Origin of the sequence: Mycobacterium sp. SMC-17, from assembly GCF_045310915.1 — a bacterium.
In the GTDB taxonomy this organism is placed as follows: domain Bacteria; phylum Actinomycetota; class Actinomycetes; order Mycobacteriales; family Mycobacteriaceae; genus Mycobacterium.
The window spans coordinates 73,598-90,098 of sequence record NZ_JBJIAK010000002.1; the positions used below are offsets into that span (position 1 = coordinate 73,598).

15 protein-coding genes are annotated in these 16,501 nt (G+C 67.5%); 9 read left to right on the top strand and 6 right to left on the bottom strand.

Going from position 1 to position 16,501, the window contains the following annotated elements:
* The first annotated feature begins 63 nt into the window (after positions 1–63).
* A complete protein-coding gene (locus tag ACJH7A_RS01675; protein WP_406801336.1) occupies positions 64–543 on the top strand; it encodes a peptidoglycan DD-metalloendopeptidase family protein in 480 nt (159 codons plus the stop codon).
* A gap of 101 nt (positions 544–644) precedes the next feature.
* On the opposite strand, the gene ACJH7A_RS01680 is transcribed toward ACJH7A_RS01675, so the two are convergent.
* From ACJH7A_RS01680 to ACJH7A_RS01705, 6 genes are all read right to left on the bottom strand, one after another.
* Positions 645–1,541 (bottom strand): tyrosine recombinase XerC, encoded by an 897-nt coding sequence (locus ACJH7A_RS01680; RefSeq protein WP_212811845.1) that lies wholly within the window; start codon positions 1,539–1,541, stop codon positions 645–647.
* Between the two features lie 68 nt (positions 1,542–1,609).
* Complete coding sequence (locus tag ACJH7A_RS01685; RefSeq protein WP_244872585.1) at positions 1,610–2,419, bottom strand: Fic family protein; 810 nt, start codon at positions 2,417–2,419, stop codon at positions 1,610–1,612.
* Between the two features lie 426 nt (positions 2,420–2,845).
* Positions 2,846–4,009 (bottom strand): lactate 2-monooxygenase, encoded by a 1,164-nt coding sequence (locus ACJH7A_RS01690; protein WP_212811846.1) that lies wholly within the window; start codon positions 4,007–4,009, stop codon positions 2,846–2,848.
* 73 nt (positions 4,010–4,082) lie between these two features.
* Positions 4,083–4,928, bottom strand: a complete 846-nt coding sequence (locus tag ACJH7A_RS01695) for a siderophore-interacting protein (RefSeq protein WP_406801337.1) — start codon at positions 4,926–4,928, stop codon at positions 4,083–4,085.
* 38 nt (positions 4,929–4,966) lie between these two features.
* The gene (locus ACJH7A_RS01700) at positions 4,967–5,938 is read right to left on the bottom strand and encodes a cellulase family glycosylhydrolase (protein WP_244872586.1); all 972 of its coding nucleotides are present in this window, start codon (positions 5,936–5,938) and stop codon (positions 4,967–4,969) included.
* Positions 5,939–6,034: 96 nt separating this feature from the next.
* A complete protein-coding gene (locus tag ACJH7A_RS01705) occupies positions 6,035–6,646 on the bottom strand; it encodes a TetR/AcrR family transcriptional regulator (protein WP_212811849.1) in 612 nt (203 codons plus the stop codon).
* A 182-nt stretch (positions 6,647–6,828) separates the two neighbouring features.
* Between ACJH7A_RS01705 and ACJH7A_RS01710 the strand changes: the two genes are divergently transcribed.
* From ACJH7A_RS01710 to ACJH7A_RS01745, 8 genes are all read left to right on the top strand, one after another.
* Positions 6,829–8,586, top strand: a complete 1,758-nt coding sequence (locus ACJH7A_RS01710) for an FAD-dependent monooxygenase (RefSeq protein WP_212811850.1) — start codon at positions 6,829–6,831, stop codon at positions 8,584–8,586.
* On the top strand, positions 8,583–9,716 hold the full coding sequence (locus tag ACJH7A_RS01715) for a VOC family protein (protein WP_318986019.1): 1,134 nt from the start codon (positions 8,583–8,585) through the stop codon (positions 9,714–9,716). Before ACJH7A_RS01710 ends, ACJH7A_RS01715 begins: the two co-directional genes overlap by 4 nt.
* The gene (locus tag ACJH7A_RS01720) at positions 9,713–10,651 is read left to right on the top strand and encodes a fumarylacetoacetate hydrolase family protein (protein ID WP_406774906.1); all 939 of its coding nucleotides are present in this window, start codon (positions 9,713–9,715) and stop codon (positions 10,649–10,651) included. The genes ACJH7A_RS01715 and ACJH7A_RS01720 overlap by 4 nt, the downstream gene beginning before the upstream one ends.
* Positions 10,648–12,531, top strand: coding sequence for an acyl-CoA synthetase (locus tag ACJH7A_RS01725; protein WP_212811852.1), 1,884 nt, complete (start codon positions 10,648–10,650; stop codon positions 12,529–12,531). Before ACJH7A_RS01720 ends, ACJH7A_RS01725 begins: the two co-directional genes overlap by 4 nt.
* A gap of 119 nt (positions 12,532–12,650) precedes the next feature.
* Positions 12,651–13,325, top strand: coding sequence for a hypothetical protein (locus ACJH7A_RS01730; protein WP_212811853.1), 675 nt, complete (start codon positions 12,651–12,653; stop codon positions 13,323–13,325).
* Entirely contained in the window at positions 13,322–14,131 is an 810-nt protein-coding gene (locus ACJH7A_RS01735; protein ID WP_212811854.1) for an SDR family oxidoreductase, read from the top strand. Before ACJH7A_RS01730 ends, ACJH7A_RS01735 begins: the two co-directional genes overlap by 4 nt.
* A 4-nt stretch (positions 14,132–14,135) precedes the next feature.
* Positions 14,136–14,912, top strand: coding sequence for a 1-acyl-sn-glycerol-3-phosphate acyltransferase (locus ACJH7A_RS01740; RefSeq protein ID WP_212811855.1), 777 nt, complete (start codon positions 14,136–14,138; stop codon positions 14,910–14,912).
* A gap of 18 nt (positions 14,913–14,930) precedes the next feature.
* Positions 14,931–16,499 (top strand): bifunctional 3-(3-hydroxy-phenyl)propionate/3-hydroxycinnamic acid hydroxylase, encoded by a 1,569-nt coding sequence (locus ACJH7A_RS01745; RefSeq protein WP_212811856.1) that lies wholly within the window; start codon positions 14,931–14,933, stop codon positions 16,497–16,499.
* Positions 16,500–16,501 lie beyond the last annotated feature (2 nt).

A 16,501-nucleotide genomic window follows, 5' to 3' on the forward strand; every position in this document is an offset into this window, starting at 1 on the left:
GGTTGTCCACAGATCGGGTTTCTGGGGGTGCCGAAGCCGCCGCCGAAGCGCTGAACTGGCCTGATGCGGACTCTACTGGCGCTCCTGCTCGCCGGACTCGGCTCGACCGGCGTGGCGCACGCCACCGACGACCGGCTGGACTGGCCGCTGCGGCCGCGACCGGCCGTCGTGCGCGCGTTCGACGCGCCGCGGCCGAACTGGCAGCGCGGGCATCGTGGCGTCGACCTCGCCGGTGCCGCCGGCCAGACGGTGTACGCCGCCGGCCCAGGCACCGTGGTGTTCGCCGGGGAGCTCGCGGGCCGGCCGGTCGTGTCGGTCGCTCATCCGGGCGGGCTGCGGACCAGCTACGAGCCCGTCCGGGCGGCGGTGCGCGCCGGCGCCGTCGTCGCGGCGGGTACGCCGCTCGGCACGCTGCTGGCCGGCCACCCCGGCTGCGCAAGTTGTCTGCACTGGGGCGCGATGTGGGGCGCGTCGTCCGATGCCGACTACGTCGATCCCCTCGGCCTGCTCGCCACCACCCCGATCCGCCTCAAGCCCCTTTGACCGCGAGCGGCCGTGTTTGTACGGCGACACGCCGCTATTCGCGTGCACGATGCGCACCCTCGCCGGCCGCGAGCGGCCCCCAAAATGCTCGCGACGACGAGTTAGGCCCGAGGGTGGGCCTGGTCGTGGACGGCGCGCAGCCGGGCGACGGTCACGTGCGTGTAGAGCTGCGTCGTCGCGAGCGATGAATGCCCCAGTAGCTCCTGCACCACGCGCAGGTCGGCACCACCTTCCAGCAGGTGGGTGGCCGCGCTGTGGCGCAAGCCGTGCGGCCCGATGTCGGGTGCACCGTCCACCGCCGAGATCGTCTGGTGCACGACGGTTCGCGCCTGTCGGGGGTCGAGGCGTCGTCCCCGTGCCCCGAGCAGCAGCGCCGGGCCGGACGTCGCGACCGCCAGCGCCGGGCGGCCGTCGGACAGCCAGGCCCGCAGCGCGTTGAAGGCCGGTTCCCCGAAGGGCACGGTGCGCTCCTTGTCGCCTTTACCGAGCACGCGCAGCAACCGGCGGCTCTGGTCGACATCATCGATGTCCAGGCCGCACAGCTCGCTGACACGGATGCCGGTGGCATACAGCATCTCGACGATCAGCCGGTCCCGCAGCGCCACCGGATCACCTTGTTCGGCACCGGAATTCGCCGCCGACATGGCATCGACGGCCTGGTCCTGACGCAGCACTGCGGGCAGCGCACGATGCGCCTTGGGGGTCTGCAGCCGGACGGCCGGGTCGGTCTCGAGCAGCCCGCGCCGCACGGCCCACGCAGTGAAGGTCTTGACCGCCGAGGTCCGGCGGGACAGCGTGGTCCGGGCGGCGCCCCTGGCGGCCTGTTCGGCGAGCCACGACCGCAGCGTCATGAGGTCCAGGTCCGCGAGGGTCGCGTCGTCGCCGAGGAATTCCCCCAACGACCGCAGGTCACCGAGATAGGCGCGCCGCGTGTGCTCGGAACGCCCGCATTCGAGTTCGAGGTACTGATCGAACTCGTCGAGAACCGCCTGGTGCACTCCCCTACGTTGGCAGAACGCTCGGCCGATCGCCCGTCACGCCACCCGTCGGTTTCCGAGCTGTGACCTCAGGCGTCGACGCGCCTGCCCGCACGTTCGGCGAACGCATCGAGCGCAGCAAGAACTTCCGGGGATCGCCATACGCGATTGCGGCGCCCAGCGGTGGTCTCGATGATCACGCCTGCCTCAACCAATGGAGTCAGTACGCGCTGGGCGTGTGCAGTCTGGGCCACAATGCCTTTGTCCACGAGCAGTGCGGCATTGATCACGGGGCGGCTGGTCAGTAGGTCGGCCACCTTCCACGCTCCTGAATCCGCACGCGCGGTGATCCTGTCGTTCCAGCTGGCGCGGATGGTACGCAGGTCTGTGACCAGCTGCCGACCGTTGACCGTGGCGCGCAGACTTGCCTCGGCAAATCGCTCCACGATGGGCGCGGCGTCACCCTCCCGGTACGCCGTAAGTGCCCCGATGTATCCGTCCGTATCGGCCAGCAACCCCGCCGACACCGGCACAGTGATCTGACGAGTCAGTGCCTTATTGCGCAGCATTGCCTGGACCAGCGCACGCCCGGTGCGACCGTTGCCGTCGGTAAACGGGTGCAGCGTCTCGAATTGAGCGTGGGCTACCGCGATCAGCGGCAGTACTGCGGTGTCGGTGCGCCTCGTGAACGCGATGAGGTCGTCGATCGCAGCGGGAATGAGTTCGTGACGTGGGCCTACGAATGTCGCACCGACAGGTGTCGATCCACGACCGATCCACACCGGCTCGGTACGCCATTGCCCCGGGGTGTGCCGTGGCTGATTGACCATGAGCGCGGCGTGCATCGCGAGGATGGCTGCGGCGTCGATGGTCCCCGAGAGATCCAACGCAGCCTGCATCGCGGCGGTGTTGGCGACGATGTCGGCGGCGTTGCGCTTGCCAGTGCCACCGACGAGCTCTTCCTCGGCGACAGATCTTGCCGACGCCGAGAGATTCTCGATCTGGGAGCTGGCAGCAGATTCCGACCGCAGCAGGACCGCAGCGAACGGTGCGATCTCGCCGCCTAGTTCGGCGTCGAACCGGGCGATCTCGCTGCTTCAGCCTCGGCCAAGACCGCGTCAGGCAACACCAGGTCCAGCTCGGCGATGCTTGCCGGCACTGCTGGATGGTAGGTGCCGTGTTTGGGTGGCATACCTGCGTAATGAACCTGCGGCTCCCAGCGCACATCCTCGTAAGTAACAGCGCTAAGTGGATGCACACTGCGACCTTACATCCATTTATCGGTTAAGTGGATGTAAGATTGGGTGTTGCATCCACTTGTTCGCTCAGGCGTCGACGCGACGCAAGGCATCCGGCGTCAGTTCGGCCAGTGAGCGGTAGCCGTCGATGGCCATGGTCAGGTCGGTCTCGGCCAGCAGGGACCGCACCACGTGAACGACGCCGGCGGTGCCGGCCAGCGCCATGCCGTACGCGTACGGCCGGCCGATGCCGACCGCCGTCGCCCCCAGCGCCAGCGCTTTGACGACGTCGGCGCCGGTCCGGACGCCGGAGTCGAACAGCACCGGCAGTCCGTCGGCCGCCGCGACGACGCCGGGCAGGCAGTCGATGGCCGGAATTCCGCCGTTGGCCTGCCGGCCGCCGTGGTTGGAGCAGTAGATGCCGTCGAGGCCGGCGTCGCGGACGCGCCGCGCGTCGTCGGGGTGACAGATGCCCTTGACCAGCAGCGGCAACTTCGTCAGCGATCGCAGCCAGGGCAGGTCGTCCCAGGTCAGCGGGTTGCCGAAGTCCTGCACCCACTGCATCACCACGCCCTGTGGGTTCTGCTCGGGCGGCGCGGGCAGCTTGGCACGGAAGACCGGGTCGCTGGTGTAGTTGGACAGACAGTGGCCGCGCAGCTGCGGGAAGTTGGCCGTCGACAGGTCGCGGGGACGCCAGCCGGGTACCCAGGTGTCGAGGGTGACGACGATGCCCTGGTACCCCGCCGCTTCGGCACGGCTGACGAGGCTCGCCGCCAAATCGCGGTCTTTCGGGGTGTACAGCTGGAAAAAGCCTGGGGTATCACCGAATTCGGCGGCGACGTCCTCCAGCGGATCGCTGGTGAGCGTCGAGACCATCATCGGCACCCCGGTCTGGGCCGCAGCCCGCGCGGCATGCAGGTCGCCGTGGCCGTCGCGGGCACAGATGCCCATGACGCCGATGGGCGCGAGGAACAACGGCGATGGCAGCTTCAGCCCGAACAGGTCGATCGTCAGGTCCCGCTCGGTGGCCCCGACCAGCATCCGCGGCATGAGGCCCCAGCGCTCGAAGGCGCTGACGTTGACGCGTTGCGTCCGCTCGTCACCGGCGCCGCCGGCGACGTACGACCAGATCGACGGCGGCATCGCGGCCTGGGCGCGCTCCTCGAGTTCCGCGAACGAGATCGGCAGCGTCGGGACGACACCGCCGAGCCCCTGCAGGTAAATCTCGAGTTGATAGTCACCGAACGCCATCAGGCCGCCCTTCCGTCGCAAACTTCGGCTGAGGATCGCACATTAGCGTCGGCCTGCGCGTCGGCTTTCCGGCCTATGCCTCGGCTTCGGCCTTCGCCAGCTCGGCCTTCCACTGCCGGAAGGTCTCTTCGGTCCGGCCGCGGCGCCAGTAGCCGGAGATGGACGCCCATTCGGCGCCGACGCCGCGCTCCTTGCGCAGGTAGGGCCGCAGGTTGTGCATGACGGTCTGCGCCTCACCGTGCACGAACACCTGGACCTGGCCGGGCAGCCAGTCGGCCGCCCGGACCGCCGCGATGAGCGGCGCGTTGTCGCCGGCCTGGTCATCGGGCACGAGGTCGGCGCGGCCGCCGCGGTGGATCCACTGGATCTTCACGCCGGCCGGCGCGGTCAACTCGAGTTCGTCGTCCGGTCCGTCGACTTCGATGAAGGCCTGGCCGATCGCGTTGGGCGGCAACGCTTCCAGCGCGGTGCTCAGCGCCGGCAGCCCGGCTTCGTCGCCGGCCAGCAGGTGCCAGTCGGCGGCCGGGTTGGGCGCGTATGCCCCATTGGGTCCCATGAGATACGCGGGGTCGCCTGGCGCCAACGACGCCGCCCACGGCCCGGCCACGCCGGTGTCGCCGTGTACGACGAAGTCGACGGTGAGTTCGCGCTGCTCGACGTCGACGCTGCGCACGGTGTAGGTCCGCACCGTCGGGCGCTGGTCGGCCGGCAGCTCCTCGAAGCTGTCCAGCGTCAGCGGCTGCGCGAGACCGGCGACCTGGACGCCCGTGGGCACGATGACGAACTTGACGTAGGAGTCTGTGAATTCCTTGGGAGTGAAGGTGTCGAACCCGTTGCCGCCGAACACAACACGAATCATGTGCGGGGTCAGGCGCTGGGTGCGGAGTACTTCGAACGTATGAATCGGACGGCCTGCCACGAACTCGACTATACGAGCGGCGCGGCCGCCGTGGTGGGCTACCGAGCCAGCACCGCCGCCGTGTACTTGGGCTTCCAGTCCGACGTCAGCAACGCACCGAAGTTGGATTCGAGGTCGTCACGCTTGGCGGTGTCGGTGTCACGCACCGCGAAGATGAAGGCCGGGCCGCTCCAACCCGTCCCCGCCACGCCCGACAGCACCTGCAGAATCTGGCGCGCCTGCTCGTCCTGGCTGACGCCCCGGGCCTGCGGCGCGCACGTCGAGGCGCCCAGTTCCGTCATCCACACCTTCTTGTCTCCGTCGCCGTTGACGGTCATCAGATCGTGCACCCGCACCAGGTCCGACCACCCGTTGTCGCCGTCTTCGGCGATGCCGCCCGGGAACACATACGGGTGCATCGCGGTGGCGTCGAAGAACTTCCGCGCGCCATTGGCGTACATGTCGGCGAGGAATTTGGTCGGCGCGTCCGGGCCGGTGGCGCGGCTGAGCCCGGCGGCGATGACCGTGGCGTCGGGCTGAATGGCCTTGATCGCCGGATAGGCCGCCTTGAGCAGCTCGGTGTAGACGGCAGCGCGGTTGTCGGTGAATCCGAAGAACAGCGGCAGATTCGGCTCGTTCCAGATCTCCCAATCGGCGACGCGGTCGCCGTAGCGCTGCACGACGGCCGTGACGAAGGCGGCGTAGTCCGCCGGATTCACCGGTGGCGCACTGAAATACGAACCCGGCGCCCGAGCCCACGTGGGGCTGTACGCGATCAGGCCGAGCACCTTCAGGCCACGCTTCTTGGAGCCGTTCACCCAGTGGTCGACGTAGTGCCAATTGTATTGGCCCTTAACAGGTTCCACGATGTGCCAGTCGATCAGCACCCGCATCCACTCCGCCCGCGTTCGGGCCACGGCATCGAGTTCGCGGTCGGCGTCGGCGTCGCTCATCCAGGACTGCGGCGCGCCGACGCTGAATCCATAACCGGCGTCGGGCACCGCGGGCATCGCGACGAGCGAAGGCCGCACCCACACGCATTCGCCCGCTAGCAGCGCGACGACCAATCCGATGACGGCAGCGAGCCACCGAAAACAGCGGCGAGCGCGAACCATGCCAGCGGGCATTCAGGCGGACGGCTGCAGTGCGGGCAGCGGCTCGGTCGCGATGCGGTGCGCCTCTTGGGTGTCGATCCCCAAGGCGCGCAACACAAGTTCCGCAGTGGCCGAGCCTGCCTCACGCCAGGTCTGATGACCTTCCAGAACCATCCACATGGCGCTGACCGTGGCGCCCATGACCATCGAGGCCACGCTGTCGACTCCGATCTCACCCAGCTGGTAGCGGCCGGCCGCCACGCCGGCGTCGACGTCACTGCTCGGCGGGCCGGCCATCCAGGTGCGCAGCGTCTCTTCGCTGAGGCCGAACTTGACGGCGAACCGTCCCAGCATGGGGTTCTCGTGCCCATAGCGCACCCACATCCGAATGCCCGTGGCCAGCCTCGTCGCGGCATCATCGGTCGCCGCCGCCAGGAACGAAGCCGAAACGCGCCGATGCAGGTCCGCGGTGACCTCACTGACGACGCGATCGAACAGATCGTCCATCGAGCCGACGTTCCGGTACAGGGTGCCGCGGGCCACGTTCGCCTCTTGCGCCAGCTCACTGATGGTGACCTGCGTGGTGCCCTTCTCGACGAAGAGCCGCACTGCCGCCGTCACGATCCGGTCGTCAGTTGTGGTCATGGCGCGGCTCCTTCAAGTTCTCCTGCACCGTCTGCATCACCTGTCCAATCCATAACGATAGCAACAGCGATTGCACACATCATCGATCTTCTGAACAACTTTGTTCAAAATACACCCTTGACTTGTGTTGAACACTTCTGTTCAATTCGATACATAGTTGTTGCCACTCGAAGGGATCAACGATGATCGAACCCTCCCCGACTGACCGGATCCCGGTACTGATCGCCGGCGGCGGGCCGGTCGGCCTCACCTTGGCGCTGACCTTGGCCCGTCAGGGCGTGCCGGCACTACTCGTCGAACGCAATCCGTCGACGACGACGCACCCCAAGATGGACATCACCAATGGCCGCAGCATGGAGCTGTACCGGCAACTCGGCATCGCCGACGAACTACGCAAAGTGGCTGTCCCCGAGGACAATCCGTTCGACGTCGCGTGGGTCACCAAGCTCAGTGGGTGGGAGTTGGCGCGATTCCGCTACCCCGGGGTGGCCGCGCGCCGCGACGCCATCCGGGCCTGCATCGACGGGACCATGGCGTTGGAGCCCCCGATGCGGGTCTCCCAGGCGATTCTCGAACCGGCGCTGAAGGAGATCCTGGAGACGCGCACCGGCGTCGACGTCCGGTATGGGTGGGCATTGCAGTCGTTCCGCCAGGACGCCGGCGGCGTCGACGCCGTCATCAACTGCAGCGCCACCGGCGAGACCCGGACCGTACGCGCGGACTATCTGGCCGGTTGCGACGGCGCCGGCAGCATCGTGCGACGCGAACTGGGAATCGCGTTGCACGACATCGATATCCGCCGTATGGCCGCCCGCGAAATCGGGCTGCGCAAAATGGTCGCGGGCACGGTGCGGGCATTCATGGACCAGCGACAGACCCCGATGGACGGCCGCGTGTACATGGTGCATTTCACTTCCCCGGCCCGCGAGATCTTGGAGCGGTTCGGCACCACCTGGCACACCCAGTCCCCCGAAGGCTGGACCCTCATCTCGCAGAACGACCGTGACACCTGGACGTTGCACACGCTGATCGGCGTGGGAGTGAAGACCGAGGCGATCGATCCGAAGCAGTTCCTGTTCGCCCGCCTGGGAGTCGAATTCGACTGCGACATCATCGTTGCCAACGAGTGGCGGCCCCGGCTGTCGCTGGCCGACTCGTACGGGCACGGCCGAGTCTGGCTGGCCGGCGACTCCGCCCACCAGGTGGTGCCCAACGGTGGCTACGGCATGAACACCGGTGTCGGCGACGGGGTCGGGCTGGGCTGGGCGCTGGCCGCCGTTGTCAACGGCTGGGGCGGTCCGCGCCTGCTCAGTGCGTACGCGGCCGAACGCCGCGGCGTCGGGATCGCCAATCGGGATGCCTCAGCACGCCACACCATGGTGCGCCTGGCCATCCAAATGGCAAACCGCGCTTCGCTTTCCGGGCAGAACTGGTCAGGTGAACGCGACCGCGCACGCCTGGGACGCGAGATTCTGGATCTCGGCAACCTCGAAAACGAGGCCGACGGAATCGAGTACGGATACCGCTATGACACCTCACCGGTCGTCTGTACGGAACCGAGCTGCCCGCCGGCCGGCCCCTCACATCGGTACATCCCGAGCACCGTGCCGGGTGCCCGCCCGCCGAGTGTCTTCCTGCCCGATGGCACAGCGTTGTTCGATCTGTTCGGCCCCGGATTCACCCTGCTGCGTTTCACCGATATCGATATCACCGACTTGATGGCGGCGGCCGACGACCGCGGTGTCCCACTGACCGTCGTCGACGTCCGCGACGCACACACCCGCAAGCTCTACGAGCGCGACCTGGTGCTCATCCGTCCCGATCAGCACGTCGCATGGCGCGGAGACCACGGCCCCGCCGACGCGCTGGCCGTGATCGACAAGGTCCGGGGTGCGGTCGGCGCCGCGGTCACAGCGTCACGAAAGGAGTACGCACGATGAGCAGCAACACCATTGGCGCCCACAACGGCCTGCACAGCGCGCAGGGGGCACTGGCCGGCGAGCACCCTGGGCGCTCCCGCAACCCACTGATCAAGGTGACGGACGTCGCCTGGCTGGAATTCGACAAACCCGACCTGGCGCGCGCCGAGGCCTTTGCCCATGCATTCGGCTTCGGCACCGCGCTGCGCACCGATACCGAATTGCATTTGCGCGGCAGCGATCCCGACGCCCCGTGTGTCCTCATCCGGCGTGGCGCGCAGACGCGTTTCCGCGGCATGGCGTTCGCCGCCGGCGACGACACAGACCTGGTCCGACTGGCCGACAAGACCGGCGCCCGGGTGACCGCGCTACCGGAGGCGATCGGCGGGCTGGGTGTGCACTTGACCGACCCCAGCGGTATTCCGGTGCACGTGGTGTCCGGTACGCATCCGCTGAGCCCGCTGCCGGCCCAGGCACCGCACACCTTCAACCTCGGCCACGATGTCGTCCGGATCAACGCCACTCAACGGCCGCCGCGGGTGCCGACGACGGTGCAACGCCTCGGCCACGTCGTCGTCCAGTCCACCAAATACCGTGCCGCGCTGGACTGGTACCTCGATACGCTCGGCTTGATCGTCAGCGACTTCCTGTACTTCCCGGGCCAGCGCGAACGCGGCCCCACCATGAGCTTCATCCGGTGTGACCGCGGCTCGATCCCGACCGACCACCACACCCTCGCCTTGGCGCTGGGGCCCGCGAACCGCTACGTCCACTCGGCCTATCAGGTCAGTGACCTCGACGCCCTCGCCGCCGGTGGTGAATACCTCAAAGACCATGGCTACCAACGCTCCTGGGGCATCGGCCGGCACATCCAGGGCAGCCAGATCTTCGACTACTGGCGTGACCCGGACGGGTTCATGGTCGAGCACTTCACCGACGGCGACATGTTCGACAGCACGCTCGAACCCGGATGGGCCGAGTTCACCGCCTCCGGCCTGGCGCAATGGGGACCGCCGGCCACCGCCGACTTCCTCGGCACCAGTCCGCGGCACGCGCGCGGCGAGGTACGAGAACTGCTCACCGCCCTGCGCAGCAACAACGAATTCGACGTCAACCGCCTCATCGGCCTACTGAAAGCAGCCAAGTCATGACCATCTCCGTTCTGCGCACCGCCGACGCCTGGTGGGTGCACACCGCCACCGGTGCCGCCAAGATCGCCACCGATGCGACCACCACGGGCGCCCTGCTCGCCGACCGCGTCGCCATCGAAGCCGCTGCCGCCGACACCGCCACGGTGCCGGTCGACAGCCTCGAACTCGTGTCTCCCGTGACCGTACCCTGCCGGGTGGTCGCCCAGATGACGAACTTCGCCTCGCACGTCAAAGACGCCGGGATGGAACCGGCCTCGATCCCGTTGACCTTCTTCCGTAAATCGTCGGCGTCGATCACGGGCCCATCGGACGCGATCGTCAAACCCAGCCACGTGCAGTTCCTGGACTACGAAGTGGAGATCGGTCTGGTCATCGGCACCGACATCCCGGTGGGCAGCACCATCACCGAGGCCAACCTCGCCGACTACGTAGCCGGACTGGTGGTCACCAATGACGTCTCCGCGCGCGACATCCAGCTGCCCCAGACACAGTTCTACGAGGCCAAGTCCTACCCCACCTTTACGCCCGTCGGCCCGGCCCTGGTGCTGTTGACCGCCGCCGAGCTCAAGCGCTTCGGCGAGCTGCGACTACAGCTGCGCGTGAACGGCCAACTGCGGCAAGACATGCGCGTTGCCGGCGACATGATCTACCCGCCGCTGCAGGCCCTGCAATCGCTGACCCGCTTTCAAGACCTCAGTGCCGGCGACCTGATTCTGACCGGCACACCCGTGGGCACCGCGCTGAGTGCGCCGCACAAGGCTGTCGCGTTCATCGGGTCGCTGCTGCCGCCCGCCGTGAAATGGAAGGCCTTCTTCAAGAGCCAGGCGCGCAACCCGAAATACCTGCACGACGGTGACGTCGTCGAGACGACCATCGCCACCGATGACGGCGCCATCGACCTCGGCGCCCAGCGCAACATCGTGAAGTACGCATGAGCGCGAACCTGTTGTGGCCCAGGTACTCCAGCCCGAGCGACCTGGCCGACATCGAAGCCGTCCCACTTTCCGAGCGGGGCTTGCCGGCCTCCACCTACGCGCTGCTGGCGCGCGCGGCACAGATGTGGCCGGACCGGATCGCCGTCAGCGTCGTGCCCGACGGCGAACGTTGGGAGAAGCCCGTTGAGCGCACCTTCAGCCAACTGCTGCACGACGTGCACCAGAGCGCAAACCTACTGCGCGACTTGGGTGTTCAGCGCCATGATGCCGTCGCGCTCATCGCACCGAACTGCGATGACCTGATCACCGCGACGCTGGCGGCTCAGCTCGCCGGCATCGCGGCGCCCATCAACGGCGGGCTCTCCCCGGAGCACGTCAGTGAACTGGTGCGGCGATCCGGCGCCCGAGTCCTCATCACGGCGGACGCTGAGCTCGACGCCTCGGCATGGGCGGTGGCAGAGCGTCTCGTCAGTGCCGGCTTGATCGACACCATCCTGCTGATCGGGCCGACCGGCGCGACGGCGATCGACGTCCCCACGGTGGCGGGAGCCAAGGTCGACTACCTGGCGCGACTGTCCACGGCACACGACGGCACCCGATTCCACGGCGCCGCACCGGAATCCACCGATCTGGCCGCGTTGTTCCACACCGGCGGAACCACCGGCGCGCCGAAACTGGCCGCCCACACGCACGCCAACGAGGTGGCCGATGCATGGATGATCGCCGCCAACACGGTGCTCGATGAAACCCCGGTGTTGTTCGCCGCGCTGCCACTGTTCCACGTCAACGCCCTCGTGGTGACGCTACTGGCGCCGCTGCTGCGCGGACAGCAGGTGCTGTGGGCCGGCCCGCTCGGCTACCGGGATATGTCGCTCTACGGCAACTTCTGGAAAATCATTGAGCGCTACGGGATCTCCACCATGAGCGCGGTACCGACGGTGTACGCCGTGCTCAGCCTGCTCCCCGTCGATGCCAACATCTCCAGTCTGCGGATGGCGATTGTCGGTGCCTCCGCGCTGCCGCCTGCGGTGCGCAGCGATTTCGAGTCGCACACCGGTGTCCCCCTGCTGGAAGGTTACGGCCTGACCGAGGCCACCTGCGCCAGCGCGCGCAGCTTCCCCGACCATCCCCGGCCCGGCTCGGCCGGTCAGCGGCTCCCCTACCAACAACTCAAGACCGTCGACATCGACGACAACGGCGACTGGCACGAACTGTCGGCCGGCCAGATCGGCACCCTCGTGGTCGGTGGCCCCACCGTGTTCCCGGGCTACGTCACCGACCGCAGCTCTGACGGTTTCGTCCTCGACGGCAACGGCAAGCTCGTCGACGGTTGGCTCGACACCGGCGACCTCGCATGGGTCGACGACGACGGCTTCGTCCATCTCTGCGGGCGCGCGAAGGACCTGATCATCCGCGGCGGGCACAACATCGACCCGGCAATGATCGAAGACGCACTGCTGGCGCATCCCGACGTCACCGGCGCGGCCGCGGTCGGCCGGCCCGACGTGCACGCCGGTGAGGTACCGGTCGCGTATGTCACATTGCGGCCCGACGCTGCCACAACTCCGGATTTGTTGCGGCAGTGGGCCGTTGAGCACGTCGCCGAGAGCGCGGCCGCTCCGAAATCGGTAATCGCGATCGACGCCATCCCCGTCACCGCCGTCGGTAAGCCGTACAAGCTGCCGCTGCGGGCCGACGCCGCCCGAAGCGCGGTCCGTGACGCCGTCGCAGATGTCGACGGCGTGCGCGGCGTGACCGCGGATACCGAAGACGCAGCAACGGTTGTCACGGTGCGCGTGGCCCCCGGCACGGACCGTGCCCCGGTCGAGGCAATCCTGGGCCGTTACGCCCTCACGTGGCGGCTGGTGGATGCGGAGTGAGCACCGTGACGCCAACCCGCACCACGTCGCTGCTTGCTCCACTCATGTTGCGTAGCGATCTCTCGCGTGACGCAGCCACCACATACTGGGCAAAGACGCACGCCGACAAGGTCATACGTTTGCCACATCTCCTCGAATACAACCAACGGCTGTTCTCGTCCACCGACCACGGGTTCTGGCCGGCCACCGCCGGCATAGGTACCTCGATACCGCGCACATGGCACCTCGACGGCTGCGCCGAGATCCGATTCACCAGCGCCGCGGCCATGCTGCGCACCGGCCTGCACTCGCGCGAGGTGTTCCTCGATGAGCAGAACGTCTTCACCCGGGTGTTGGCCCACCACACAGGGCCGCGCGGCGGACGCTGGTTCACCGACGGGTACGACAACTCCGCCCAGCAGCACGTCGCACTGTTGTTGCGCCGCCGAATGGGTGTCGCCGCCAGGATGTTTCGTTCCTTTGTGCATCAGCAGCTGAGCCCGGCGCTGATGGCAGCAGGCGCAAGGGATCTACGGTCCTACGCCTTCCTACCGTATACCCCGCTTCTCGGCGGATCGCCCGGCGTCGCCCACGACAACCCGCCCCAACACCGGTACCACGCAGCGGTGTTTTTCGGCGTGGACGATCGCGCCGCGCTCGACGAGCTTCTCACACACGACAATTTGGCCGAGGTGCTCGACACGCAGCACACCGTGCTGACCGCAGTGCACGGCTATGCGGTGGAGCGCACCGTCCCGGTGATCGGCCGTTCTCGAACCACATCTTTCAACCTCATCGAAGGGACGACCCCATGAGCTTGCCCACCCCGAACCCGTCGTCGACTGCCGTCGTCACCGGCGCGTCATCCGGCATCGGCGCCGACATCGCACGCGAACTCGCCGCCCGCGGCCACAACGTCACCTCGGTGGCCCGCCGCGAAGACCGGCTGCATGCACTTGCTGCGGAGCTCTCGTCAGAAGTCAATGTCGAAGTGATCGGGTGCGATGTCACCGATCCGACGCAGCGGGCCGCACTGTTCAGCACCATCGCAACGCGCGGTCTGCAGGTCGACATCCTGGTCAACAATGCGGGCATCGGAACCATTGGCGCAGTTGTCGACTCGTCCGTGGATGCGGAAATCAACCAGGTCCGCGTCAATGTCGAGGCTGTCATCGACCTGACGACCCGCGCCGTACAGCAGATGGTTCCCCGCCGCCGCGGCGCCATCCTCAACGTCGGGTCAAGCGCCGGGTTCATGCCGACACCCACACAGGCCGGCTACGCCGCCACCAAGGCATTTACCCATGTGTACGGCGAAGGACTGCGCGGAGAGCTCGCGGGCACCGGCGTCACTGTCGCCACGTTGTGCCCAGGGCCTGTGGCGACCGAATTCCTCTCTGCCGCAGGCGCTGACGACGATGTATTCCGGTTGCCCAAAATGATGTACATGTCCTCCCGCGACGTTGCACGAGCCGGCATCGAGGCCATCGATCGCGACTGCGGGACGGTGATCCCGGGGTGGCCAACCCGGGTTGTCACCCGTATCGCGCGCCTTGTTCCCAACCGCCTCCTCGTGCGTGTTCTTGCCTCGGGCAGGCGCTCGCTGCTGACGAGCAGTTGATCCCATGACCGACCCCTCCTCGACGGCATCCGCACTCAAATCCGCAATGTGCGTGGCGGTCCCGAACTATCTGCGGTGGTACCACCGCCACGAAATCCACATCGACGCCGAGATTCCCGAGCCGGCGTTGCTTGTCGCCAATCACGGCTTCGGCGGCCTGGCGGACCTCAACGTGCTGGCGATGATCGCCGTCCGCGAGAAAGCGGCACTCAAACGGCCGACCACCGCGCTCGTTCACCAGGTGGCGTGGACGGTCGGCGCGGGCCGCATCGCCGAGTTTCTCGACGGCCGGCCCGCAAGCCAGGAATCGGCAGACGCCGCCTTCGCCGCCGGGCACAACGTGCTGGTGTTCCCCGGCGGCGACGTCGATGCCGGGAAGTCCTGGCGGGACCGCAATCAGGTGCATTTCGATGAGCGCTGCGGGTTCGCCCGCCTGGCCATGACTCATGACGTCCCGGTGGTCCCCGTCGTGACGGCCGGCGCCGGTGACTCGTTGTTCGTCGTGTCCGACGGCCGAGGCCTCGCCCGACGATTGGGCCTGCACCGGCGTCTGCGCATGAAGACATTGCCCATCAGCGTCACCATTCCGTGGGGACTCAATATCGGCGTCGCCGGCATGCTCCCCTACGTCGCATTGCCGACCAAGCTGGTGACCGCGGTCCTGCCCCCGATGACCGCGAATCCCGGGGAAACCGCCGAGGACTTCGCGTCCCGAATCGAGGCCGCCATGCAGACGCGCCTCGACGCACTCGTCGCCAACCGCATGCCGATCATCGGCTGATTCGAGTCGAGGATCGAAATGCCTGACCCTGTAACGCAATCCGTGCCCGTTGTCGTCGTCGGAGCGGGACCGACCGGTGTCACTGCCGCGACGTTGCTCGCCGACCACGGCGTGCCGACGCTGGTTCTGGACCGCTGGGAATCGGTCTATCCCCAGCCCCGCGCGGTGCACCTCGATGACGAGATTCATCGCATTCTTGCCCGCCTCGGCGTGGCCGAAGAGTTCGCCACGATTTCCCGCCCAGCGCTCGGCTTACGGTTGCTCGACCAGAACCACCACACGCTGGCACAGTTCGACCGCGACCCCGCCCGCAGCCGGCATGGCTTCCCGCAAGCCAACATGTTCGACCAACCCGAACTGGAACAGCTGCTGCGTGCCAACCTGGCCACGCGACCAAATGTGCAGCTGCGCGGCAACTCCGAGGTCACCGGCATCACCCAACACGAACCGGGCCGCGTCCGGGTGACCTACTCCGACCGCGCCACCGGGACGGAGCACGTCGTCGAAACCAGCTACGTGCTGGGCTGCGACGGAGCCAACAGCATCGTGCGAGCCTCCATCGGTGCGGCCATGGACGACCTGCGGTTCGAGCAGCGCTGGCTGGTGGCCGACGTCGTCACCGAAGCCGAACTCGAGCAGTGGGATGGCGTGCACCAGGTCTGCGATCCCGTTCGGGCTGCGACGTACATGCGGATCGGCCCCAACCGCTACCGGTGGGAGTTTCGACTGCTGCCGCCGGAAACAGCCGCCGACTTCAGCACGATCGAGACCCTTCGGCCCTTGATCGCACCGTGGATCGGCGATGTCGCCGACGACGACCTCGACCTGGTGCGGGTCACCGAGTACACGTTTCGCGCACAGATCGCCGACAGATGGCGGGACCGCAACGTGTTCCTCCTCGGCGACGCCGCCCACCTCACGCCGCCCTTCATCGGGCAGGGCATGGGCGCGGGCCTGCGTGACGCGATGAACCTGGCGTGGAAAGTCGCCGGTGTGATCGACGGCGAACTACCCGAAGCACTGCTGACGACCTACGAGCAGGAGCGGAAACCCCACGCGCGCAGCATGATCGGCCTGGCATTGGCCATGGGGTGGGCAATGACGGCCGGTGGTCATGCGGGAAACTTGGTGCGGCGCACCGTCACACCCCGGCTCCGGTTGATACCCGGCCTGCGCGACAAGCTCACCCACGGCACGACCCCCCGGCTGCACGAGTCTGCGTTGGTCATCAAGAGCCGGAGACCCCGCCACCTTGCCGGCACCTTGTGCCCCAACCCGGTACTGGCCGACGGCCGGCGCCTGGACACGGTGTTGGGCAACGGCTTTGCACTCGTCACCACGACGCGTCCCCTGGCGTTCCAGCTCGCCGCGCTCGATGAGCACGGCATCGTCGTTCATGTCGCCGAGCCCGGGGGCGAACTGGAGCGGTGGCTGCGCCACGGACATGCGACCGCTGCCGTAGTCCGGCCAGATCGGACGGTCATGTGCGCGGGCCGCGACGTGTCGAAACTCTGTGCCGCGATACCAGGTTTCACGTCATTCGCTCAGGCTCGCAACGCCCAGCCACCCATCCAGACCACCAGTTAGGC